General features: G+C 61.4%; 22 protein-coding genes. 14 read left to right on the top strand and 8 right to left on the bottom strand.

Annotated elements, in window-relative coordinates:
* Window positions 1-16: 16 nt before the first annotated feature.
* A complete protein-coding gene (locus AC1DM5_RS01085) occupies window positions 17-967 on the bottom strand; it encodes an alpha/beta hydrolase (RefSeq protein ID WP_477821306.1) in 951 nt (316 codons plus the stop codon).
* Between the two features lie 45 nt (window positions 968-1,012).
* On the opposite strand from AC1DM5_RS01085, the gene AC1DM5_RS01080 reads away from it, so the two are divergent.
* On the top strand, window positions 1,013-1,480 hold the full coding sequence (locus AC1DM5_RS01080) for a MarR family winged helix-turn-helix transcriptional regulator (RefSeq protein ID WP_477821305.1): 468 nt from the start codon (window positions 1,013-1,015) through the stop codon (window positions 1,478-1,480).
* On the opposite strand, the gene AC1DM5_RS01075 is transcribed toward AC1DM5_RS01080, so the two are convergent.
* The 3 genes from AC1DM5_RS01075 to AC1DM5_RS01065 all read right to left on the bottom strand — a co-directional run bounded on the left by AC1DM5_RS01075 (window position 1,477) and on the right by AC1DM5_RS01065 (window position 3,677).
* The gene (locus AC1DM5_RS01075) at window positions 1,477-1,875 is read right to left on the bottom strand and encodes a YybH family protein (RefSeq protein ID WP_477821304.1); all 399 of its coding nucleotides are present in this window, start codon (window positions 1,873-1,875) and stop codon (window positions 1,477-1,479) included. The two genes, AC1DM5_RS01080 and AC1DM5_RS01075, sit on opposite strands and share 4 nt — an antisense overlap.
* A 203-nt stretch (window positions 1,876-2,078) precedes the next feature.
* Window positions 2,079-3,266, bottom strand: coding sequence for a low temperature requirement protein A (locus tag AC1DM5_RS01070; RefSeq protein WP_477821303.1), 1,188 nt, complete (start codon window positions 3,264-3,266; stop codon window positions 2,079-2,081).
* 36 nt (window positions 3,267-3,302) lie between these two features.
* The gene (locus tag AC1DM5_RS01065; protein ID WP_113181298.1) at window positions 3,303-3,677 is read right to left on the bottom strand and encodes a gamma-butyrobetaine hydroxylase family protein; all 375 of its coding nucleotides are present in this window, start codon (window positions 3,675-3,677) and stop codon (window positions 3,303-3,305) included.
* A gap of 136 nt (window positions 3,678-3,813) precedes the next feature.
* Between AC1DM5_RS01065 and moaA the strand changes: the two genes are divergently transcribed.
* From moaA to AC1DM5_RS01050, 3 genes are all read left to right on the top strand, one after another.
* Window positions 3,814-4,860 carry a GTP 3',8-cyclase MoaA gene (gene moaA, locus AC1DM5_RS01060; protein ID WP_477974458.1) on the top strand — a complete coding sequence of 349 codons (1,047 nt, stop codon included), beginning with the start codon at window positions 3,814-3,816 and terminating at the stop codon, window positions 4,858-4,860.
* 186 nt (window positions 4,861-5,046) lie between these two features.
* The gene (locus AC1DM5_RS01055) at window positions 5,047-5,829 is read left to right on the top strand and encodes an SDR family NAD(P)-dependent oxidoreductase (protein ID WP_477821301.1); all 783 of its coding nucleotides are present in this window, start codon (window positions 5,047-5,049) and stop codon (window positions 5,827-5,829) included.
* Between the two features lie 108 nt (window positions 5,830-5,937).
* Window positions 5,938-6,459, top strand: a complete 522-nt coding sequence (locus tag AC1DM5_RS01050) for a GNAT family N-acetyltransferase (protein ID WP_477821300.1) — start codon at window positions 5,938-5,940, stop codon at window positions 6,457-6,459.
* A gap of 18 nt (window positions 6,460-6,477) precedes the next feature.
* On the opposite strand, the gene AC1DM5_RS01045 is transcribed toward AC1DM5_RS01050, so the two are convergent.
* The 3 genes from AC1DM5_RS01045 to AC1DM5_RS01035 all read right to left on the bottom strand — a co-directional run bounded on the left by AC1DM5_RS01045 (window position 6,478) and on the right by AC1DM5_RS01035 (window position 10,161).
* On the bottom strand, window positions 6,478-7,119 hold the full coding sequence (locus AC1DM5_RS01045) for a GNAT family N-acetyltransferase (RefSeq protein ID WP_477821376.1): 642 nt from the start codon (window positions 7,117-7,119) through the stop codon (window positions 6,478-6,480).
* A 162-nt stretch (window positions 7,120-7,281) separates the two neighbouring features.
* The gene (locus AC1DM5_RS01040) at window positions 7,282-7,488 is read right to left on the bottom strand and encodes a CsbD family protein (protein WP_477821299.1); all 207 of its coding nucleotides are present in this window, start codon (window positions 7,486-7,488) and stop codon (window positions 7,282-7,284) included.
* A 117-nt stretch (window positions 7,489-7,605) separates the two neighbouring features.
* Entirely contained in the window at window positions 7,606-10,161 is a 2,556-nt protein-coding gene (locus tag AC1DM5_RS01035) for a methyl-accepting chemotaxis protein (RefSeq protein WP_477974456.1), read from the bottom strand.
* A gap of 311 nt (window positions 10,162-10,472) precedes the next feature.
* On the opposite strand from AC1DM5_RS01035, the gene AC1DM5_RS01030 reads away from it, so the two are divergent.
* Genes AC1DM5_RS01030 through mobB form a run of 3 tightly spaced genes read left to right on the top strand, consistent with a single transcriptional unit; the run spans window position 10,473 to window position 12,606 of the window.
* Complete coding sequence (locus tag AC1DM5_RS01030; RefSeq protein ID WP_113321601.1) at window positions 10,473-11,381, top strand: DMT family transporter; 909 nt, start codon at window positions 10,473-10,475, stop codon at window positions 11,379-11,381.
* 17 nt (window positions 11,382-11,398) lie between these two features.
* Window positions 11,399-12,028 (top strand): molybdenum cofactor guanylyltransferase MobA, encoded by a 630-nt coding sequence (gene mobA, locus AC1DM5_RS01025; protein WP_477821298.1) that lies wholly within the window; start codon window positions 11,399-11,401, stop codon window positions 12,026-12,028.
* A gap of 32 nt (window positions 12,029-12,060) precedes the next feature.
* On the top strand, window positions 12,061-12,606 hold the full coding sequence (gene mobB / locus AC1DM5_RS01020; protein ID WP_477821297.1) for a molybdopterin-guanine dinucleotide biosynthesis protein B: 546 nt from the start codon (window positions 12,061-12,063) through the stop codon (window positions 12,604-12,606).
* A 207-nt stretch (window positions 12,607-12,813) separates the two neighbouring features.
* Here the strand turns inward: mobB and AC1DM5_RS01015 are convergent, their stop codons facing one another.
* Complete coding sequence (locus AC1DM5_RS01015; protein ID WP_477974454.1) at window positions 12,814-15,135, bottom strand: OmpA family protein; 2,322 nt, start codon at window positions 15,133-15,135, stop codon at window positions 12,814-12,816.
* 339 nt (window positions 15,136-15,474) lie between these two features.
* On the opposite strand from AC1DM5_RS01015, the gene AC1DM5_RS01010 reads away from it, so the two are divergent.
* The 7 genes from AC1DM5_RS01010 (at window position 15,475) to AC1DM5_RS00980 (ending at window position 20,923) form a co-directional block, all read left to right on the top strand.
* Entirely contained in the window at window positions 15,475-16,248 is a 774-nt protein-coding gene (locus AC1DM5_RS01010; protein ID WP_007819184.1) for a transporter substrate-binding domain-containing protein, read from the top strand.
* A 106-nt stretch (window positions 16,249-16,354) separates the two neighbouring features.
* Complete coding sequence (locus AC1DM5_RS01005) at window positions 16,355-17,128, top strand: transporter substrate-binding domain-containing protein (protein ID WP_477821295.1); 774 nt, start codon at window positions 16,355-16,357, stop codon at window positions 17,126-17,128.
* Between the two features lie 113 nt (window positions 17,129-17,241).
* Window positions 17,242-18,048 (top strand): ABC transporter permease, encoded by an 807-nt coding sequence (locus AC1DM5_RS01000; RefSeq protein ID WP_477821294.1) that lies wholly within the window; start codon window positions 17,242-17,244, stop codon window positions 18,046-18,048.
* Complete coding sequence (locus AC1DM5_RS00995) at window positions 18,045-18,875, top strand: ABC transporter permease (RefSeq protein ID WP_477821293.1); 831 nt, start codon at window positions 18,045-18,047, stop codon at window positions 18,873-18,875. The genes AC1DM5_RS01000 and AC1DM5_RS00995 overlap by 4 nt, the downstream gene beginning before the upstream one ends.
* 162 nt (window positions 18,876-19,037) lie before the next feature.
* A complete protein-coding gene (locus AC1DM5_RS00990; RefSeq protein WP_007816277.1) occupies window positions 19,038-19,304 on the top strand; it encodes an usg protein in 267 nt (88 codons plus the stop codon).
* 43 nt (window positions 19,305-19,347) lie between these two features.
* Window positions 19,348-20,169 carry a class I SAM-dependent methyltransferase gene (locus tag AC1DM5_RS00985; protein WP_477821292.1) on the top strand — a complete coding sequence of 274 codons (822 nt, stop codon included), beginning with the start codon at window positions 19,348-19,350 and terminating at the stop codon, window positions 20,167-20,169.
* 70 nt (window positions 20,170-20,239) lie between these two features.
* Window positions 20,240-20,923 (top strand): glutathione S-transferase family protein, encoded by a 684-nt coding sequence (locus tag AC1DM5_RS00980; RefSeq protein ID WP_477821291.1) that lies wholly within the window; start codon window positions 20,240-20,242, stop codon window positions 20,921-20,923.
* Window positions 20,924-20,936: the final 13 nt, after the last annotated feature.

Genomic DNA, 20,936 nt, shown 5'->3' with positions numbered 1-20,936 from the left:
CGCGACCGGCCGGACGCTACACCGATGCGCGGCGCGCCGGAAGCTCAAAAATCGGAATGATCTCAGCAGGTTTCTTGATGTCTCCCTCAGCCAGAAACGCCGCGACTTCGTCAAGAACTGGGGCGGCCGAGATGATGCGCCGGTGGCCAAAACCGTTCGCCCAGGACAGCCGCACCTGCCCGCCTGAGGCCGCATAACGCCGCGCATGGGCGGCACTGACTTCCTTGTCGTCCTCGGCATGGACGACCAGCACGGGCTTGCCGATGCCTGCGGCCGTTTTTCCCGCGTCGAAATCCTCAAGTCTGCGACCGGTGACACGCTGCACGACATCCTCGAGCGCTGCCTGCGCGGCCGGCTTCAGCCGCAGCATCCGGCCGAAATCGGTAAACAGCCATTGCATCTCGCTGGGCGAGCCGATCAGCACCATGCGCTCGGCCGAGACGGGTTTTACATCCGGCAGTATGGCGGAGGCCGAGACCATGAGCGCAGCACCACCGAAGGAATGGCCGATGACGGCATCGAAGCGGCCGAAACGCGCTTCCGCAGCCGCAATCGCCTTGACCGCCAGCCCCATATGCAGGAAGCGTCCGCCGGCACGACCGTGGCCCGGAAAATCGAGCGCGATCACTTCCGCGCCGGTATCCGCCAGCATCGTTATCAGATCGGCCATATAGGCCATGCCGGAGCCCCAGCCATGGGTCACGAGGTAACGCTTACGCCGCCCGATCGCCCCGCCATTCAGCCGATAGGCATGGGCGCGCTTACCCTCGACGGGCAGCGGGAAGCGTTCCGCGCCCGCAAGCCTGGCAACACCTGCCGCATGCGCCGCCTTCGCCTTCTCGCCTTTCGGCTTGACGGATGGCGTTCGGCAGAACAGCCGGAAGGCCGCTTCGCCGGCAAGACGCGGAGAAACGGATTGCATGAGCGAAAATCCGAGGCGGGTGACCTCAAGCGCAAATTTTGCCATGATGGGATTCCGATAATGTTCAACACTGAACAATAAAGTACAACGATGAACAAAAATCAATCCCTACCCTGGGATCATCCGCGTTTTCGCAGCTGGATCGCGGTGGCTCGCGCCTGCCAGCTCATGCAACAATCCCTGGCGCGCTCGTTATCCGATCTCGATATCAAGCCGCCGCATCTCGACATTCTCGTCAATCTCTACCGCTTCGAAGGCATTTCGCAGCAGGAGCTGGCGCGCAAATTGCTGGTCGGCCGCTCGAATATGAGCATGCTCCTGCCGCAGATGGAAAAGCGCGGCCTGATCCTTCGCCGCGACGACGAGCGCGACAAGCGCGTGCTGCGTCTGCACCTGACGCCCGAGGGGCGCAAGCTGACCGAAGAGGCCATGGCCATCCAGACTGCCCTCATCGAGCGCACGCTCTCGGCTGAGCCGATCGAGCAATGCATGGCAACCGCCGACTCGATGGAGCGCATCATCGGCGTGCTGCTGAAAGATCTCAGGGACGAGGATTAAACCTCGTCCAGCAGATCGGTTCCGTAGGAATTGTCGATCACACAAAGCCATTTACCATCGGCCGTTTTGCGAAACACATAGGTTGCCCGCCGGGTGGTCGAGGCCACAGCGCCACCGGCTCCCGTCATCTCGAGCACCGCTTCAGCAAGGACAAGCGCCGTATCCCCACCCTCGACGATCGTCATCCTGTCTTGGGTGATCTTGAGCGAGTGGTTGAAATAATCGGCGATCGCCACGAAAGCCTTGCGGATCTTCTCCTTGCCCGAAACATCAAGTCCCGGCTTGACGACGAGCGTTGCCTGCTCGTCGTAGAAATCCATCAGCGCATCGAAGTCCTCGGCCATGATGGCGCTGTCGGCAGCGTCGATAACCTGTTTGAGCTCGTGAAATGCCATGTCTGTCTCCTGAAAGGCCGGGGCGACGGACAAAAGAAAACCCGCCTCACCGGCGGGTCGCATGTTGGAAGCTCTATGCGCGCAAACCCACCATTCGGAGAATGGTGCGAATAATCAGCGTGCTGTTGGCGCGAACGGGTTCCATACGCCGGTTTTTCTCACAGGATCGAAACGCTGTCCAGCCGGCTCATGTCAACGCTTGCTCAGTGCAACACCGGCCCGGCCGGCGCCCGCGTCAGCGACTTGTACTCCCAGGCCGCCACGATGATCAGCACCAGCGCTGCCAGAATGCCCATCACGTAGACCTGCATGAAGGGCGCAAGGAAGGTGCAGAGGATCAGGATGACGATGCCGGCGAGATGGGAGAGCGGCAGACGGCCGCTGGTGGCGCCCTTGAACCAGAGATTGCCGATCAGGAAGAGGCCGGAGCCGCCGAGCACGGAAGCGGCAATGGCGAGGCTGCCCGTCTCATGCGGATGTTCGAACATGAATTCCACCGCCACGGCATGCACGATGATACCCGCGAGAACAGGGATATGCGCATAGGTGAAGGCCTGCCGTGCGATACTACCAGGCGTATCCGTGTGCTCGATACGGTGGGCCGCCCGCTCATGGCCGAAGCGGAAATAGAGCCACCACATGGTGACCGTGCCGATGAAACCGATCAGGAAGACCACGCCGGTCATGGCGGAGAATTCCATTTCGGAGAAGGTGCGGCCGGATACGAGGATCGCTTCGCCAAGGCAGATGATGATGAAAAGCGCGCAGCGCTCCGCCATATGCGCGCCGGAAACATCCCATTCCGCCGCATTCGATCTGCCGAGGCCAGGCACGACAAAGGAGAGCGCCGGCCCGCAATATTCGATGGCGAGCGCAATGACCCAGCAGATCAGCCGTGCTTCATGCTCCAGCAACCCGCCAACGATCCAGAATATGCCGGAAACGGCAAAATAGGCGGTAATGCGCACGAAGTTGAGCGTGGCCGAACGGCCTGCAGCCCGCATCGCATAGGCAGTGAAGGCCGAGCGGCCGACCTGCATCAGCACGTAGGCTGAGGCGAAGAGCAGGCCCTTTTCGCCGAAAGCTTCGGGAATGGAGGCCGAAAGAATGAGGCCGAGCATCATCATCACGATCAGCAAGGATCGCACCGGCATGCGCTCGGGGTCGAGCCAGTTCGTCGCCCAGGCGGTGAAGATCCACACCCACCAGACGGCAAACATCATCAGTGCGGCTTCGGCGGCGCCCAGCAGCGTGTAATGCGCAAAGAGCGCATGCGATAGCTGTGAAATGGAAAAGACGAAAACGAGATCGAAGAAGAGTTCCAGGAATGTGACCCTGCTGCCGGTATGCCCGTGGGCTCGCAGCCAGCTCTTTTTATGCGTTTCCGTCATGTGCCCCCTCGTCGCCCCTTCGCCTGATAGTGAAGATTATCTTGGTTTTTCCGCTACGTCGCGGCTCATTCCCTTTTCCTTCAGCTCTTCCTCATAGGCGGAGAAAAGCTCGAAGCCGCGCTCGCCGAGTTCGCGCAGATAGGTCCATGTGTAGATGCCGGTATCGTGCATGTCGTCGAAGCCGATGCGCACGGCATAATTGCCTGTCGGGATCATGGAGATGATGGCGACATTGCGCTTGCCCGGCACGGTTACCTTCTGCCCCGGCCCATGCCCCTGAACCTCGGCCGAGGGCGATAGCACGCGCAGAAGCTCGGCCGAGAGATCGAAGCTCTGCCCGTCATTGAAGCTTACCACCAGCCTCTGGCGGTCTTTTGAAACCCGGAGTTCGCTGGGCCAGATATCGCTCATCGTTATGTCCTCTTCTTCTGCGAGGAGTAGGCGCTGATCTTTTTCGGCGCAAGCGCAATTTGCCGTGACGCCGAAAGCTGTTTCCCTTGACGCCACAATAGCATATGCCCACATTAAGGAGAGTACGGAGATTGAAGTGAACACCATAGTCGGAACGATAGGCAACGCCTCGCCGCTGGTAGCGGATGCAGCGCCGATGATCGACCCCTTCGGGCGTGCCGTCACCTATCTACGCGTTTCCGTCACCGACCGCTGCGACTTCCGCTGCACCTATTGCATGGCGGAAAACATGACTTTCCTGCCGAAGAAGGACCTCTTGACGCTGGAAGAGCTCGACCGGCTCTGTTCCGCCTTCATAGCCAAGGGCGTGCGCAAGATTCGCCTGACCGGTGGCGAGCCGCTGGTGCGCAAGAACATCATGCACCTGGTACGCCAGCTTGGCCGCCAGGTCGGCTCCGGTCTCGACGAGTTGACGATCACCACCAACGGTTCGCAGCTCGCCCGCCACGCCGAGGAGCTCTATGACTGCGGCGTACGCCGCATCAATGTTTCCCTCGACACGCTCGATCCGGAGAAATTCCGGAAGATCACCCGCTGGGGTGATTTCGCCAAGGTCATGGAAGGCATCGACGCAGCCCAGAAGGCCGGGCTGAAGATCAAGCTCAATGCCGTGGCGCTGAAGGATTTCAATGAAGTGGAAATGCCCGACATGCTGCGCTTCGCGCATGGCCGCGGCATGGATCTGACCGTGATCGAAACCATGCCGATGGGCGAGATCGAAGAAGATCGCACCGACCAGTACCTACCGCTCTCAAAACTGCGCGCAGATCTGGAGCAACAGTTCACCCTCACCGATATCGATTACCAGACCGGCGGCCCGGCCCGCTATGTCCGGGTCGCGGAAACCGGCGGCCGCCTCGGCTTCATCACGCCCCTCACCCATAATTTCTGCGAGAGCTGCAACCGCGTGCGCCTCACCTGCACCGGCACGCTCTATATGTGCCTCGGCCAGAACGACGCCGCCGACCTGCGCGCGGCCCTTCGCGCCACCGAAGACGACGGCCTGCTCCATGCAGCCATCGATGAGGCGATCACCCGCAAGCCCAAGGGCCACGATTTCATCATCGACCGCACGCATAAGCGCCCGGCTGTGGCACGGCATATGAGTGTCACCGGGGGGTGAGATGCGGTCCCGCGAAGCGGGAGCAAACGATCCAGTGAATCGATTGCAGCGTCGAACGCCCGGAGCCATGCGAAGGGCCGGCAAAGCGCGGCATGGCGCCCTCCCTTCAGCCATCGAGCACCTGATCTTGCAGTGAGCCGCAAGGCACGCTCATATGGCATGACTGTGTGAACATGGAATCGCCGAATGCCCACTGACACCAGCCCAAAACGTTATCCCGAAATGCAGGGCAGGATAGCCCTCGTCACCGGCGGATCATCCGGCATCGGCCTTGCGACCGCGCAGGCTTTCGCCCGCGAAGGCGCAACCGTCATCATCGCCAGCCGCAACGGGAAACGGGCAAAACAGGCGCTTGCCAGCCTGCCGGATGGCAGCGCCAGCTGGGTCGAATGCGACGTGGCCGATGGCAAGTCTGTGGAAAGGCTGATCTCCGGCATCGTCAAGCAACATGGGCGGATCGACTACGCCTTCAACAATGGCGGCAGCGGCGGACGCGGCGCACCGGTTGGAAGTCTCGGCGAGGATGCCTGGCGCAAGACCATCGACGGCTACCTGACCTCGGTCTTCCTCTGTATGCGCTATCAGATCCCAGCCATGCAGAAGAACGGCCGCGGTGTCATCGTCAACAACTCATCCGTTGATGGCCTGCGTGGCTATCCCTTTCCGGGTGGTGCGGCCTATGCCGCCGCAAAACACGGTGTCATCGGGCTGACGAAGAGTGCCGCACTCGAATATGCCCGCGAGGGTATCCGCATTACCGCTATCTGCCCCGGCTGGGTCGGCACCCCGCCCGTAGAATCCGTCATGAAAAAGAGCGCCGATATCGCGACCGCCATCATCGCCCAGACGCCGATCGGCAGGGTCGCCACGCCGCAGGAGATCGCAGAGGGCGTGCTGTGGCTCTGCTCGGATGCCTCATCCTTCATGCTGGGAAGTCCGCTGGTGCTGGATGGCGGCTATATGAGTTGAGAGATTGTGTTTCGCCGCACGAGAGAACAGGAAGAGGCTATCCGGTGGCGGGACATCGTTATCGATGTTCCCTGTCCCCGCGCCTTTCCTTTGCCAAGCGGAGCATGAATGACTGACGGCAATGATATTCCAATGAATGAGACGCGCCGCACCGACAGGCTGTTGCTGCGCCCACCGACGATGGAGGATCTTCATTTTCTGACGGAGCTGTTCGCAAGGCCTGAACTGGTCTCACACCGGCCCGTGCCTCTGCCGGACAGTCCTGAAGAAAGCGCCGCACGACTGGCGAGGGACATGGCGCATTGGGAACAACACAGCTTCGGCCGCTTTGCGGTCATCGCCAATGGTGAGCTGGTCGGTTTTGGCGGTGTCACCGTGTCGAATGAGTTCGAGGGTCTCAACCTCTCCTATCATCTCGATCCCCGAAGCTGGGGACACGGTTACGCAACCGAACTCGTTCGCGGCATAGTGACCTTTGCCGTTGAAGAGCTGGGGGCCCGCCGGATTATCGGGCTGGTGCGCCCGGCCAATCCCGCATCCCGCCGCGTTCTCGAGAAATGCGGCTTCGGCTTCGAAGGCGAGGTCATGCTCCACGGTGCGCCGACGAACCTTTACAGCCTTCTATCCTGAAACTTTGGAAGAGCCCCTCTACGCCTGGCATTGCCTTACTCGAGGATAGGCACATGCCGCCGACCGCGGCAAAACTCCGGTCAGCCGCGGATCATCCGCGACCTCGACCATGAAGGCATAGGGCCTGAAGCCGGACCGCTGATAGAACGGCAGCGCGTTCGGGTGGTCGAAATGGCAGGTGTGGACCCAGAGTCGCTCGATCGGATGCGCCCACGCGATGGACAAAGCATGATTCATGAGATAGCGCCCCGCCCCTGTTCCGATGGCGCTCTTGCCGACGCCGAAGAAGACCAGTTCACATTGGCCGGGCTGCCGGAAATCAAGTTCCAGCATTCCGGCTTGCCGCCCATCCGAGAGCAGCACGTAGATTTCCACCAAGGGGTCGCCGATGACGGCTTTCAGCGCCTCAGCGGCCATGACCAGCCGGGAAACCCACAGCCAGTCCTCACCGATCGCCCGGAACAGCTGCCGATAAATCTGCGGATCGGGCGACAGCATCCTCTCCAGGGAAAGCCCTGCAGTGTTGCCGGCCTCCCTCGGCAGCGGCTTCTCGGTCATTTCCAGGCAGGTGACGGCGCTTGCAAGCTTGCCCCTGGAAACCGGAGAATATCCCATGGGCAGTTCGGGGTTCGACTGGTCCGATTTTTCCGCGGTACTCATGTCTCGTATATCCGTTGTGCGCCGTTTCAAAATGTCCAATGGAGATCAGGATTCGGCTATCAACTCAACCCGCTTTGCCGCGGCTGACAACCAGTACGAAAAAAGCCCCGCATGAGCGGGGCCAAGTCTTTCTGAGTGGAATACTCTGATGTCGGATTGTTATCAGTGCCAGGTCTGGCCGTTGTACCAGGTATCGACGTCGCTGCGGACGCGGTCCTTGGCGAGGCCGTAGCGTTCCTGCAGCTTGCCTTCAAGCTGTTCGCGGCGGCCGTTGATCTGGTCGAGGTCGTCGTCGGTGAGCTTGCCCCACTGTTCCCTAACCTTGCCCTTCACCTGCTTCCAGTTGCCTTCAACACGGTTCCAATCCATCACGGTTCTCCTTTGTTGGACATGGTTGGAAAACGACGCAGGTGCCCAATTGTTCAAAAGAAAAACCCGCGGTTGGAAAACCGCAGGCCCTTTCTGATCTCAAGCCGATGCACTGATTTATGCAGCACGGCCCGTCCAGCGACCCTCGGCGCGGCCATATCCATGCACCTCGCCTTCGTCACCGGTGCGGAAGCGGTTGACCTTGTCCGAGAGCATGTCCACACGCTGGCGCAGGCCCTGGATTTCGGCATTGTTCTCTTCAACCATCGCCGCATTCTGCTGGGTGATCAGCTCCACGTCATGCACCGCCTTGCTGACCTCGTGAATGCCGGTCGACTGCTCGCCGGTGGCCGCCGAAATCTCGGAGACGAGGCGTTGCACGCCGCCGACATGGGCGATAATTTCGGCGAGCGCCTGGCCAGTTTCCTCGACAAGCTCTACGCCGCTCTGCACCTGACCGGAACTCGCCGAGATCAGTTCCCTGATCTCGCGGGCGGCCTTGGCGCAACGCTGGGCAAGTTCGCGCACTTCCTGCGCTACGACGGCAAAGCCGCGGCCCGCCTCGCCTGCACGTGCTGCTTCGACGCCCGCATTCAGCGCCAGGAGGTTGGTCTGGAAGGCGATCTCGTCGATCACGCCGATGATGGTGGCGATTTTCTCGGACGAGCGGTTGATTTCGCCCATCGCATCGACGGCCTTGGCGACGACCTCACCGGAACGGGTCGCGAAAACCTGCGTCTCGTTGACGGATTGCGCCGTCTGCTTGGCGCGGTCGGCGGTGGAGCGCACGACGTCACTCAAGTGCCGCAGCGCCCGCGAGCTTTCCTCAAGTGCGGCCGCCTGCTGTTCGGTCCGGCGGGCGAGATCGTCGGCCGAGGACGCGAGGTTGCCCGTGCCGCCCTTGATCTCGACGGTGGCGCCGCGCACATCGGCCAGTGTCTGGCGGAGTGCCTCGACGGCATGATTGTAGGTATCGGCCATATCGACGAAATCGCTGGCGAGATCGCGACGCATGCCGATTTCCAGATTGCCTTGTGCCAGCTGTTGCAGCACGTCGGAGAGCGCATTCAGCGCCTGCTTCTGTTCGGCCTCGATGCGCTCGCGCTCGGCGGCACGGCGGCTCGCCTCGTCGGCTGAGAGCGCCCGTGCGCTTTCGGCCTCCTTCTCGAGCCGGACGTTTTCGACCGCCGCATCGCGGAAGACGGCGACCGAGCGAACCATATCGCCGATCTCGTCGCCACGGTTGCGGCCTTCGATAGCAACTTCGAGATCGCCGTTTGCAAGCCGCGTCATCACGTCTGAAACGCGCTTCAGTGGGCCGCGCAGGGTTTCGACCAGCATCAGCCCGCCGATGATCGCCAGCAGGGTGCCGAGGATCATCGCAAAGACGGAGACGTTCGCCGAACGCTCGCTGTCTTCCTTGCCGAGTTCCTGCGCCTGGCTGACGAACTGGCGAAGCGAGGCCATGGCGCCGGAGAGGATTTCGGATGACTGCTGGCGGGCCGCCTTCCAATCCGCAGCCGCCTTCAGCATGTCGGCAGAAGCAGCGGTCAGCGAAGCGGCAGCCGGGGCAACCTTGTCTGCGAAAGCCTTCATGACGGCATCGTTGGCGCCGAGCGCGGAGATCTTCCTGGCGGTTTCGGCCAGCACCTTGAGATCGGCAAGAACCACGTCCCGCGCAGCGGCATCGCGCGCGCTCAGCATCTGGCTCACATGCACCTGCAACCGGTCGGCGCTGTCGCGCACCTGGTCGACGGAGGTCAAAAGCTCGCGCTGTTCGGCAATGCTCTTGTCTAGGCTGACGAAGCGGGCAGACGCCGTGTCGCTGTTCTTGGCCGACTGCAGCGTCATCTGGCCCTCGGTATTGACGAAGCCGGTCAGGAGCGGCGCCATGCCGGAGGCTTTCTCATCCGGCGTTCCACTGCCCTTCAGGAGCGCATCGAGCTTGCCGGCCGTCTCCGCGACCTGTGCGATCAGCGTCTGGCCATCCTTGGAGACCATGGCCTTGGCGACATCAAGCTGTTTCAGGATCTCGGCAATATGCTGCTGGGCGGCCTCGATCTGCTCCTCGGGCGTAAAGCCCATCTGGATGTCGACGCGCATCGCGCCCATGATATCGGTCAGCGACTTGAAGGCAGCGGAATTGTAGAGAAGCGCCTTGGCGAAGACTTCCTTGTCGGTGAAATCCTTGCGCACGAGATCGGTCTGGCCGCCGGCTTCCTCTGCGGCGGCCGAGATCGCCTGTACCGTCTTGGTAATGGCTGCAACGCTCGAATCTTCCGTCTGGCGCAGGCCCCAAAGCGTCTCCTGCTGTCTCCGCATGGCCGACGCCAAGCCGCTGACTTCGGTCAGCTGGCTGCGCTGGTCGTCGGTCTTCAGCAACCCGTTCAGGCGCACGACGCCGCTTTCCTGCGCATCGATCGCCTTACTGAAACCAGCCTTGCTCGCGTCGGAGGGATCGGAGAGGAACTCCTGAAGTGCCGCCTGCAGGTTCTCGAAATCGGAGATGTTTTCGATCGTCGCGCGCGTCACCGTCATGTGGCCGTTCAGGATATTGGCCGTGTGGTAACCGAGGATGCCGACACCGGCGATCAGCACGACGAGCGGGATGACGAACAGCAGGACCTTGGTGACGATACGACGGCTTTGCAGAAGTCGGTCGATGAAGTGCATGGACGCGGCGCCTTGAAACTGATGGTACCGTCCACTCCGCAATCATTCCGGATGGTTCGGCGGCCTCCTCCATCATGAAGAGTGGTCGCATATTTCGCTGAATCGGTTGATACAACCTTAATCCGCAACCGGAAGATTTGGGAATTATCCTTATATTTCTAATATTTGCCGCAGCTGCACAAGGATTTGCTTTCCCTTACGCTAGGTTGCGCTGCGCTGCAGCATCGAATTATTGCAGGTGTGGCATTCCTCCGATTCCCTTACCGTCCGTTCCCTTCTAAAAGGGCTTGTAAGGTAAGGGAATCTCCAGCATGCCGCGATCACGCAATACCGAAGGCGCCATCTATATGAGCATGGCGATGGCGGGCTTTTCCTCAAGCGACGCACTCTCCAAATCAGTCATCTCCTACATGAATGCCGGCGAGATCATGTTCCTGCGTGGCCTCTTCACCAGCATCCTCGTCTATCTGATTGCCTGGAAGCTGGGCGCGCTGCGGCCCTGGCGCGTCATGCTCAAACCCGTCATCGCACTGCGCATCGCCTGCGAGATCATCGCCGCCGTCACTTACATTACTGCCCTTGGCATGATGCCGATCGCCAATGCCTCGGCCATCCTCCAGTCGCTGCCGCTGGTCGTCACCTTCGGCGCGGCGCTTTTCTTCAAGGAGCCGGTCGGCTGGCGGCGCTGGATGGCGATCCTTGTCGGCCTCATCGGCGTGATGATCATCATCCGCCCCGGCCCGGAAGGCTTTACCGCCGCCGCCCTCCTCTGCGTCGGCAGCGTCGCCTCCACCGCCGGTCGCGATCTCGCAACGCGAAGCATCAGCAAGGACATTCCCTCGCTGATGATCACGACGGTCACGGCGGTCTCGGTCGCGATCTTCGGCGCGCTTATGATCCCCTTCCTCGGCGGCTGGGAACCGGTCAGCGTCACCTCGCTCACGCATCTGCTGCTTGCCTCCGTGCTGGTGCTCGTCGGCTACCAGTCGGTCATCCTCGCTATGCGTACCGGCGAGATCTCCTTCGTCGCGCCCTTCCGTTATACGAGCTTGATCTTCTCCTCCCTGCTCGGCTTCTTCTTCTTTGCCGAAGTGCCTGATTTCTGGACGCTGGTGGGTGCCGCCATCGTTATCGCCTCCGGCCTCTATACGTTCTATCGTGAGGCCAAGCGCCACGTGCCGCCGGTCGCGCAGGAATCGGCGCCCCGCTCGCCCGTGTGATAGTCTGAGGTATCGCCATGACTGATTTCGTGCTCGACCAATTGACCATTCCGGGCGTCGTGCTGGCCGGCGGGCGCTCGTCGCGCATGGGCCGCGACAAGGCGGGCGTCACGCTCGGCGGCCGCAGCCTGCTCTCCCATGTTCTGGCCCGCCTCTCGCCGCAGACGGCACAGATCGCCGTCAATGCCGATGCGGCCGACGGACACGACCTGCCCGTCATCTCCGATCGTATTCCCGGCAAGGCGGGGCCGATGGCCGGCATTCATGCGGCGATGATGTATGGCGCCGGCCTGCCCGCCACCCATGTCGTCACCGTCTCCGTCGATTGCCCCTTCTTCCCGGCCGATCTCGTTAGCCGGCTTGCGGGTGCGGTAAGCCATCCCGAACAAATCGCCATTGCTGCCTCGGAAGGCCGCAGCCATCCGGTCTTCGGCCTTTGGCCGACAGCGCTCGCCGGGGATCTGGAAGAATGGGTCAGGATCGACGAGAAGCACCGTGTTCGCGACTTCCTCTTGCGTCATGACGTTACGGAAGTGTCCTTCCCGCTGCATCCGACCCGCGCCAGTGTTCTCGATCCCTTCTTTAACATCAACACGCCGGATGATTTAATGGAGGCCGAACGCTGGCTGGAGGCCCTTCGCACGTGAAAGAAGATGGGCACAGGAAAGAAGATGGGCGGATGACACAGAAAATCTTCGGCATCGCCGGCTGGAAGAATTCCGGCAAGACGGGCCTTGCGGTGCGTCTCGTCGAGGAATTCACCCGCCGCGGCTATCGCATATCCACCATCAAACACGCCCACCACGATTTCGACATCGACAAGGTCGGCGCCGACAGCTACCGCCACCGCCAGGCCGGCGCCCATGAGGTGACGATCGTCTCGGGCACCCGCTACGCCATCATGCACGAGTTGCGCGGCGCCCCGGAGCCGAGCTTCGAGGAGATATTGGCGCGGCTTGCGCCTTGCGATCTGGTGCTGATCGAGGGCTACAAGCGCGAGCCGATCCCGAAGATCGAGGCGCGGCGGCTGGAGGCTGCAAGGCGCGATCCGCTGGCGCCCGAGGATCCGCATATCGTGGCGATTGCGGCGGATCACGAGGTCGAAGATGCTGCGGGGCTCGCCGTGTTTGATCTCAATGATACGATCGCGATTGCGGATTTTGTTGCACGCACGGTCGATCTTGGAGCTCCCCCTTCTCCCCAGCGGGGAGAAGATGTCCGATAGGACAGATGAGGGGGTGAGCGACATCCGGAGCGAACGTCTGAGCGGATAGCGAAGACGGCATATGTTTTACTGTGCGGCCCCCTCATCCGACCCTTCGGGCCACCTTCTCCCCACTGGGGAGAAGGGGAAGAGGCCGCGCCGTCGAATCCACAAAACAAAAGGGCGAGGTCTCGCGACCCCGCCCTCCTCAATCATACCGGTAACGAATTACCTCTGTGCCACCGGCCGCACCAGTGGCGTCACACGCCTAATAGTCACACGCCGGTTCTCCTGGTTCGGCCCAGCCGTATTCACCTTCAGATAGCGCTCGCCATAACCTTGCGTGGCAAGGTTTTCCGGCGGAATGCCGTAGACATCCGTCAGAACGTTGGCGACCGATTCCGCGCGCTGGTCGGACAGGATCAGGTTGCTCTGGTCGGAGCCGACGGCATCCGTATGTCCCTCGATCAGGAAGGTCTCGCTCTTGTTCTTGTCGAGCACTTCATTGATCGCATCCGCGACCTTGCGCAGCGTACGGGCCTGGCTCATCGGAATTTCCGCGCTGCCGGTCGCAAAGGTCACCGTATCCAGGTCGATGCGGCGCACCTTGTCGCGGATACGGGCGGAGTATTTCACCTCGTTCAGCGAATAGACGCGTTCGACCGGCTCGACGGGCGGCTCGCTCAGGAACTCGTAATAGTCACGGTCCGGATCGGTGCTGGTGTCGATGATATAGTCGTTCAGCGGCACGCGCAGGCGCATCGGCGGCAGGTCGGCACCCGCATCCTCGAAGTAATCGCGGTCCGGATCCTCATAGAGCTCGGGCGAATAATAGAGCACTTCTTCCCGGCCGCGGGCATCGACGCGCGAGCGCTGGATGATGTCGCCGTACCGGTTGCGGATCGTCACGATGCGATAGCCCTCTGGCCGCATGATCGTCTCGCGGTAGCGGTCGCCCGAAAGCTCCTCATAGCTCGGCCGTTCGCCGTCACGCAGGAACCGGCGGTCGTCATCGCTGCGCACCACGGTGCGGTCACCGAACTGGATGATGATACGGCTGTCGTCCGTGCTCTCGCCGTAGTTTGCACCTTCCTGCCGGTCGAACTGCGGGCGGCGGTCCATGCGGCGGCCCTGCTCGCGGGTCACGGCTTCCATCTCGACCGGCGCGCGCTGCTGGCCACGGCTCAGCGACTGGGCCTCGGCATCCGAGGTCGGCAGCTTGAAATCCTGGCTGTCGGCGCGCTGGCGGTCGCGGTCGCGACGACCCTGTCGGCCCTGGCTGCGGTCGGCATCCTTGTCGCTGTCGAGAACGGCAGCACCATTCTCAACCGGCAGGACGATCGTCTCGCTGCTCTTGGCCGGGTCCTGGGCGATCTCCTTGCGGCGCTCCAGCTCCTGCGGGGTGACCTTTTCGGGTGCGGGGATCGCCTGTTCAGCCTGTTGCGGCGCGCCGGCTGCCGGCTGTGCGCCGGGCTGGGGTGCATTGGCGGCAGGCTGTACCGGCTGCTGACCGGGTGCAGGCTGCTCGGCCTGCTGACCACTGGCGGGCTCTCCTGCGGTGGCCGGCTTTTCTGCCGGAGCTGGCTTCTCAGCCGTCACTGGCTTTTCGACAGCAGGAGTCTCGGCCTGGACAGGCTTTTCAGCTGCTGGCTTTTCAGCGGCAGGCTTCTCGGCTGCGGGCTTCTCGGCTGCAGGCTTTTCGGCTGCGGGCTTTTCTGCTGCGGCTGGTTTTTCAGCCGGCACAGGCGCTTCGCCAGAGGGTGCCGCCTGCTCTTCGGCGGCAGCGGGACGCTTGCCGCCAGCCGGACGCTTGCCGCCCTGCTGCTCAGCGGGCTGTTCCGTGGTCTGCTCGGCCGGCTGCTCTGACGTTTCTGGCTTCTGGCGCTGCGGGCGCTGGCGCGGCTTTTCGGCGGGCTGATTCGCTTCGCCGGCGGCGGGCGCCTGTTCGGCCGGCTGCTGGGCTTCGGGAGCGGCCTGTTCGCTGTTCTGCTTGTTGCGATCACGCTGGCGCTTCGGCTGCTCTGCCTGGGGCTGCTCTGCTTGCGGCTGTTCAGCCTGCGGTGCGGCCTGCTGTTCCGGCTGTGCCTGCTTCTGGCGGCGCGGACGCTGCGGCTCTTCGGCGGCAGGAGCCTGCTGATCGGGTGCCGCCTGTTCGGGCTGGGCTTCGCGCTGGCGGCGCGGACGGGCGGGCTCCTCAGCCGCCGGTGCCTGGGCTTGCGGCTCTGCCTGCGGCTCGGGCTCGCGCTTGGGCTTCTGCTCCGGTTCCGGAGCGCTTTCGGCGGGCGCTTCGCGCTTCTGCGGCTTCTCGGCGGGCGCCTCCTGCTGCTGTTGCTGCTCCTCTGCCTGCTTCTTCTTTTTCAGAAGCTCCTCTTCAGAAGGTGCGTCCTGCGCCACCTCGTAGCTGCCCCCAACGACGGTATTGGCAACAGTGCCGGCAGCGCCATGCTGAACCCCGCCGACTGCGGCGTAAGCGCCTACCGGCGGCACTACGAAGGCAAGGGAAAGCAGCGGAAAGGCCGCACTCGCAAACAGTCTGGATTTCATGCCCATCAGGGGTTTCCTCGTCCTTTGTTTTGACTTCGACCGGGGCTCACTGCCCCGCAATCACGGCTTTTTGTGCACCACACGAAAATCAAAGCGCTAAAATGCCGATTTGTTCCGGAAGCTAGGAAGGCACGCATTAACCTCGCCTGAACGTGGCAGTCGGTCCTCGTTCATGTCGGCTCGCACGTTGGCTGCCGGTTGCAGCGCACAATTGCGGCGGGATTCCTGTTGCAATTTTGTGAGAAAAGGTTTGATTATCGCCGCAAGACGGTGGTGGCACCGTCGAAGTGTGCGGCCTCCGGCGAACAACAAAAAGGCCCGGAGCCACCAACAGAGAGGATCCTCATGCGCATTTCCACCAAGCTTCTTGCTGCTGCCTCGATGGCGGCAATGTCTCTCTTCGCCGGCGCGGCTCTTGCCGACGGCGAAAAATATGTGATCGGCACGGACTCGACCTATCCGCCATTCGAATTCGTCGACGCCAGTGGCACCATTCAGGGCTTCGACATCGATGTCGCCAAGGCACTCTGCGCCCAAATGAAGGCCGAATGCTCCTTCGTGTCCACTGACTGGGACGGCATCATCCCGGCTCTGAACGCCAAGAAGTTCGACATGATCGTCTCTTCCATGTCGATCACGCCTGAGCGCCTCAAGCTCGTCGACTTCTCCAACAAGTATTACAACACCCCGCCGGCAATCGCCGTGCCGAAGGACTCCACGATCACTGATGTTGCCGGCCTCAAGGGCAAGGTGATCGGCGCGCAGACCTCCACGACCCATGCCAACTACGCCGAGAAGCATCTCGCCGACACCGAACTGAAGCTCTACCCGACCGCTGACGAGTACAAGCTCGACGTTTCCAGCGGCCGCGTCGATGCCGTCATCGACGACGTCGTCGTTCTCTCCGAATGGGTCAAGTCCGATGCCGGCTCCTGCTGCAAGATCCTGACGACCCTGCCGGTCGACAAGGAAATCAACGGCAACGGCGCAGGCATCGCCATCCGCAAGGGCGATCCGCTGAAGGAAAAGCTCAACACCGCGATCGCCGCGATCCGCGCCAGCGGTGAGTACAAGAAGATCCAGGAAAAGTACTTCGACTTCGACGTTTACGGCGAATGATAAATTCGCTATCTGGCTGAAGGTAATGGCGGAAGGCTTGCTCTTCCGCCATTTTTGTTTGGCAACACGGTGATGTCAAAACGGCACAAGCCGTGAGGGAATTCTCATGCGCATTTCCATCAAGCTCCTTGCTGCAGCCTCGCTTGCGGCAATGTCTCTTTTCGCCGGTTCGGCACTTGCCGATGGCGAAAAATACGTGATCGGTACAGACTCGACCTACCCGCCCTTCGAATTCGTCGATGCCAGTGGCACCATTCAGGGCTTCGACATCGATATCGCCAAGGCCCTTTGCGCGCAGATGAAGGCCGACTGCTCCTTCGTTTCCACCGATTGGGACGGCATCATTCCGGCGCTCAACGCCAAGAAGATCGACATGATCGTCTCCTCGATGTCGATCACCCCGGAGCGCCTGAAGCTCGTCGATTTCTCCGACATAATTTACAAAACCCCGCCGGCAATCGCCGTCCCGAAGGAGTCCACGATATCAGATGTTGCCGGCCTCAAGGGCAAGGCGATCGGCATGCAGACCTCCACGACGCATGTCGACTATGTCGAGAAGCATTTCGCTGATAGCGAGCTGAAGCTCTACCCGACGGCTGACGAGTACAAGCTCGATGTTGCAGCCGGTCGTGTCGATGCCGTCATCGACGACGTCGTCGTTCTCTCCGAATGGATCGAGGCCGACGACGGAGCCTGCTGCAAGATCCTGGCGATCCTGCCGATCGACAAGGAAACCAGCGGCAGCGGCGCGGGTATCGCCATCCGCAAGGGTGACGCGCTGAGGGAAAAGCTGAACACGGCGATCGCTGCGATCCGCGCCAGCGGTGAGTACAAGAAGATCCAGGAAAAGTACTTCGACTTCGACGTTTACGGCGAATGATAAATTCGCTATCTGGCCGATGAAGATGATGGCGGAAGGCTTGCTCTTCCGCCATTTTTGTTTGACAAAGGTGGCAATATCAAAACGGCAAAAGCCGTGAGGGGAATTCTGGCATGGGCGGATTATTTTCCGCGCTTGGCTCCTTCTGGAGCCTGATTGTGCACATCGTCGATCCACTGTGCGGGCCCGTTGGCATCTTCACCTGGTTAGCACCGTCGACGATTCTTGCCTGTGGCGATACCGGCTGGGGCGATGAGATCGCGCTCGGCCTGCAGGTCACCGTTTCGGTGGCGGTCGTCACCCTGCCGATCGGTCTCGCCATCGGTTTTCTGGTCGCGCTCGGCCAGCAATCGGAAGAAAAGTCCCTGCGGCTGGCGGCCGGCGTCTACACCACGATCTTCCGCGGCCTGCCGGAGCTTCTGACGCTCTTCATCATCTATTACGGCATGCAGATCCTCATCCAGTATCTGCTGGATCTCGCCGGCTATAACGGCCCGCCGGTCGAAATCAACGCCTTCTTTGCTGGCGTCATCGCGCTGTCGGTCGTCTTTTCCGCCTATTGCTCGGAAGTGCTGCTCTCGGCCTTCCGCGCCATTCCCAAGGGGCAATATGAAGCGGGAGACGCGCTCGGCCTGCATCGCGGCCGCACGCTGCGCCTCATCGTCTTGCCGCAGCTCGTTCGCATCGCCCTGCCCGGCCTCACGAATCTCTGGATGGTGCTGCTGAAGGACACGTCCTATGTGTCGATCATCAGCCTTGCCGATATCCTGCGCCAGACGAGTGTCGCCGTGCGCGTGACCAAGGAGCCCTTCTTCTTCTATGGCCTGGCCTGCTGTCTCTATCTGGCGCTGGCCATCCTTTCCTCCTTCCTGCTCGTCTATGTCGACCGCTGGGCCAAGCGCTCGGAGGTCCGTCGATGAGCTACGCTGAAACATTGATCCCCCCGCAGCCGGCACCCCGCGCCGTGGCAAAGCCGATGACGGCCTCACGCCTCGCCGGCTACATATTCGTGGCCTTCTGGGCGCTGCTTGCCGCACTCTTGATCTACACCGTCATCAATGGCTGGGATCCGGAGAAGTTCACCCGCTACGGGCCGCGTTATCTGCACGGCCTGTGGATGACGCTCAGCATTGTGAGCATTTCGGTCGTCTGCGGCGCCGTGCTGTCTCTGCCGCTCGCCATGGCGCGCATGTCGAAAAATCGCGTGCTGAACTGGCTCGCCTACGGCTACATCTATTTCTTCCGTGGCACGCCGCTGCTGGCCCAGCTCTTCCTGGTCTATTACGGCCTCGGCGCGTTTCGGCCGCAGTTGGAAGCGGTCGGTCTCTGGTGGTTCTTTCGCGATGCGTGGTTTTGCGGCGTCTTCGCCATGACCATCAATACCGCGGCCTATCAGGCGGAAATCCTGCGCGGCGCCATCGAAAGCGTGCCGTATGGCCAGCGCGAGGCGGCCGATGCACTCGGCATCCACAGGATCATCGCTTTCCGCAAGATCATCCTGCCGCAGGCCTTCATCGTGGCGCTGCGCCCCTATGGCAACGAGATCATCCTGCTGATCAAGGGTTCGGCGGTCGTTGCCATCATCACCGTGCTCGACCTGATGGGCGAGACGCGTTACGCCTTTTCGCGCACCTTCGACTACCAGACCTATCTGTGGGCGGCGATCTTCTATCTCACGATCGTGGAAGCCTTGCGCCACCTCTGGGGCTGGATCGAGCGCCGCCTGACGCGCCACCTGAAGCGCTGAAGAGACTTGGCAGCACTCTCCTATTGCTGCTGCCAAGTTATTGAAATCAAAAACAAATAGCGCTTCTATGCGATATCTGTCAAGCTTCCGTTAATCACGGCATGATCTAATATCATGCTGCGCTAATAAGCGCGGAGTGGGAACAAGAAGAAGTGAGACAACATGCACAAGGACATGGAAAAGCAGCTTAAGGGTTACGGGCTGACGACGGCCCAGATCCTCTACCGCATGCCGGATCACCCGGCCTTTCTTCAGACCTATATCTGGCAGGACTACGACCTCGCGCCGGACTTTCCGGAAATGCATGGTTTCCTGAAGTTCTGGCAGGAAAAACTGGACGGGCCGCTGCATTCGGTGCGTTACATTCACCGCAGGCTCATTTCGGCAACGGAGTGGCGCTCTCTTAAGGGCGAATTCATATTGCACTGAAATTGCAGTTGCGATGGTAAGCTGTGGGCTCTAAAACGCCCGCATGAACAAAAAGAAGATCGACGAAGAGGCTCTCGCGGAAGCCTATAACCGCGCTCTTGCGCTTGAAAAAGCCGGTGACATCGATGCGGCCGTGGAAGCCTATCAGGAAGTTCTGGCCATCGATCCCGACGATCACGGCGGCGCGGCTGTGCGTATTGCCTCCATGGGCCGCGGCGAAACGCCTGTTCGCGCGCCGGACGCCTATGTCGAAACTCTCTTCGATCAGCATGCCGAAGTCTTCGAAGATGTGCTGGTGGAACAGCTCGGCTATCATGTGCCGATGCTCGTGCGCCAGCGCCTGCAGGACCTGAAGCTCGGCCCTTTCAAGCGCATGCTTGATCTCGGCTGCGGCACGGGCCTGACCGGCAGCGCGCTGAATGACCTATGCGAGGAGATGATCGGCATCGATATCTCCGAGAATATGGTCGTCATCGCCGATGAGAAGGAAGTCTATGAGACGCTCTTCGTTGCCGAGGTCGAGGATTTCCTCGACGACAATGAAGAGGATCCTTTCGATCTGATCACCGCGACTGACGTGCTGCCCTATCTCGGCGCGCTGGAGCCGCTGTTCTTCGGCGCTGCCGAGAACATGAGTGCCGGCGGCATCTTCATCTTCTCCTCGGAAACCCTGCCCGAAAGGCTGGCGGACGGCCGCGCCTATATGGTCGGCCCGCACCAGCGCTTCATCCACACCGAGACCTATATCCGCGAGCGCCTGGCCGCCACAGGCTTCGAGCTCATCGAGATGATGGAGATCAACGTGCGCATGCAGGAGGGCCAGCCGAGCCCCGGCCATCTGGTGACGGCGCGTTATAACGGCTGAACGTGCCATCTGGCATTTTGCGGGCGCCTTGCTAATTTCTTGACCTGATCTCTTCAGGAAAGGTCAATGCATGGCGCTCGTTCTCTACCAGCATCCGCTTGCCTCCTTCTGCCACAAGGTGCTGATCGCGCTTTACGGGAACGGGACGCCCTTCGAAAACCGCTTTGTCGATCTCGCCGACGAGCAATCGAGCGCCGACCTTCTGCGATTCTGGCCCGTCGGCAAGATCCCCATCCTGCGTGATGAGACGCTCGATAGCACGATTCCTGAAACCAGCATCATCATCGAATATCTGGACCGGCACTATCCCGGCCCTGTTTCACTCGTGCCGGAGGAAACCAATGCCGGCCTGCAGGTCCGCCTCTGGGACCGTTTCTTCGATCTCTATGTGCAGGTGTCGATGCAGAAGATCGTCATAGATCGGGTACGCCCGGAAGGCTCGGCCGATCCGCACGGCGTCAACGAAGCGCGCGCCATGCTGTCTCTCGCCTATGACATGGTGGAAAAGCAGATCGACGGCAAAGCCTGGATCACCGGCGACGCCTTTACCACGGCCGACTGCGCCGCGGCACCCGCCCTCTTCTACGCCCGCACGCTGGTGCCCTTCGCGGAGAAACGACCGGGGCTGGGAGCCTATTACCGCCGCTTGCTGGAGCGCCCCTCCTTCGCCCGCGCACTGAAAGAGGCGCTGCCCTATTTTAAGTTCTACCCCTACAAGGAAAACCTGCCGGACGAATTTCGGCCGCAGGAATAGGCAGCAGGGCCAC

It is taken from the genome of Rhizobium sp. 01T437 (assembly GCF_056398505.1).
Note: the sequence above shows the minus strand (reverse complement) of the source record. Positions and strands in the feature narration are given on the sequence as shown.

Bases quoted from the DNA above. Each gene is read 5' to 3' on its own strand.
- AC1DM5_RS01075 (WP_477821304.1), bottom strand. From the start codon at position 1,875: ATGGCATTTCACGAGCTCAAACAGGTTATCGACGCTGCCGACAGCGCC.
- AC1DM5_RS01030 (WP_113321601.1), top strand. From the start codon at position 10,473: ATGCCGCGATCACGCAATACCGAAGGCGCCATCTATATGAGCATGGCG.
- AC1DM5_RS00980 (WP_477821291.1), top strand. From the start codon at position 20,240: ATGGCGCTCGTTCTCTACCAGCATCCGCTTGCCTCCTTCTGCCACAAG.
- AC1DM5_RS01050 (WP_477821300.1), top strand. From the start codon at position 5,938: ATGACTGACGGCAATGATATTCCAATGAATGAGACGCGCCGCACCGAC.
- AC1DM5_RS01055 (WP_477821301.1), top strand. From the start codon at position 5,047: ATGCCCACTGACACCAGCCCAAAACGTTATCCCGAAATGCAGGGCAGG.
- AC1DM5_RS01010 (WP_007819184.1), top strand. From the start codon at position 15,475: ATGCGCATTTCCACCAAGCTTCTTGCTGCTGCCTCGATGGCGGCAATG.
- AC1DM5_RS01065 (WP_113181298.1), bottom strand. From the start codon at position 3,677: ATGAGCGATATCTGGCCCAGCGAACTCCGGGTTTCAAAAGACCGCCAG.
- AC1DM5_RS01070 (WP_477821303.1), bottom strand. From the start codon at position 3,266: ATGACGGAAACGCATAAAAAGAGCTGGCTGCGAGCCCACGGGCATACC.
- AC1DM5_RS01085 (WP_477821306.1), bottom strand. From the start codon at position 967: ATGGCAAAATTTGCGCTTGAGGTCACCCGCCTCGGATTTTCGCTCATG.
- AC1DM5_RS01015 (WP_477974454.1), bottom strand. From the start codon at position 15,135: ATGGGCATGAAATCCAGACTGTTTGCGAGTGCGGCCTTTCCGCTGCTT.
- AC1DM5_RS00995 (WP_477821293.1), top strand. From the start codon at position 18,045: ATGAGCTACGCTGAAACATTGATCCCCCCGCAGCCGGCACCCCGCGCC.
- AC1DM5_RS01000 (WP_477821294.1), top strand. From the start codon at position 17,242: ATGGGCGGATTATTTTCCGCGCTTGGCTCCTTCTGGAGCCTGATTGTG.
- AC1DM5_RS01080 (WP_477821305.1), top strand. From the start codon at position 1,013: ATGAACAAAAATCAATCCCTACCCTGGGATCATCCGCGTTTTCGCAGC.
- AC1DM5_RS01035 (WP_477974456.1), bottom strand. From the start codon at position 10,161: ATGCACTTCATCGACCGACTTCTGCAAAGCCGTCGTATCGTCACCAAG.
- AC1DM5_RS00985 (WP_477821292.1), top strand. From the start codon at position 19,348: ATGAACAAAAAGAAGATCGACGAAGAGGCTCTCGCGGAAGCCTATAAC.
- AC1DM5_RS01005 (WP_477821295.1), top strand. From the start codon at position 16,355: ATGCGCATTTCCATCAAGCTCCTTGCTGCAGCCTCGCTTGCGGCAATG.
- AC1DM5_RS00990 (WP_007816277.1), top strand. From the start codon at position 19,038: ATGCACAAGGACATGGAAAAGCAGCTTAAGGGTTACGGGCTGACGACG.
- mobB (WP_477821297.1), top strand. From the start codon at position 12,061: ATGACACAGAAAATCTTCGGCATCGCCGGCTGGAAGAATTCCGGCAAG.
- mobA (WP_477821298.1), top strand. From the start codon at position 11,399: ATGACTGATTTCGTGCTCGACCAATTGACCATTCCGGGCGTCGTGCTG.
- AC1DM5_RS01040 (WP_477821299.1), bottom strand. From the start codon at position 7,488: ATGGATTGGAACCGTGTTGAAGGCAACTGGAAGCAGGTGAAGGGCAAG.
- AC1DM5_RS01045 (WP_477821376.1), bottom strand. From the start codon at position 7,119: ATGAGTACCGCGGAAAAATCGGACCAGTCGAACCCCGAACTGCCCATG.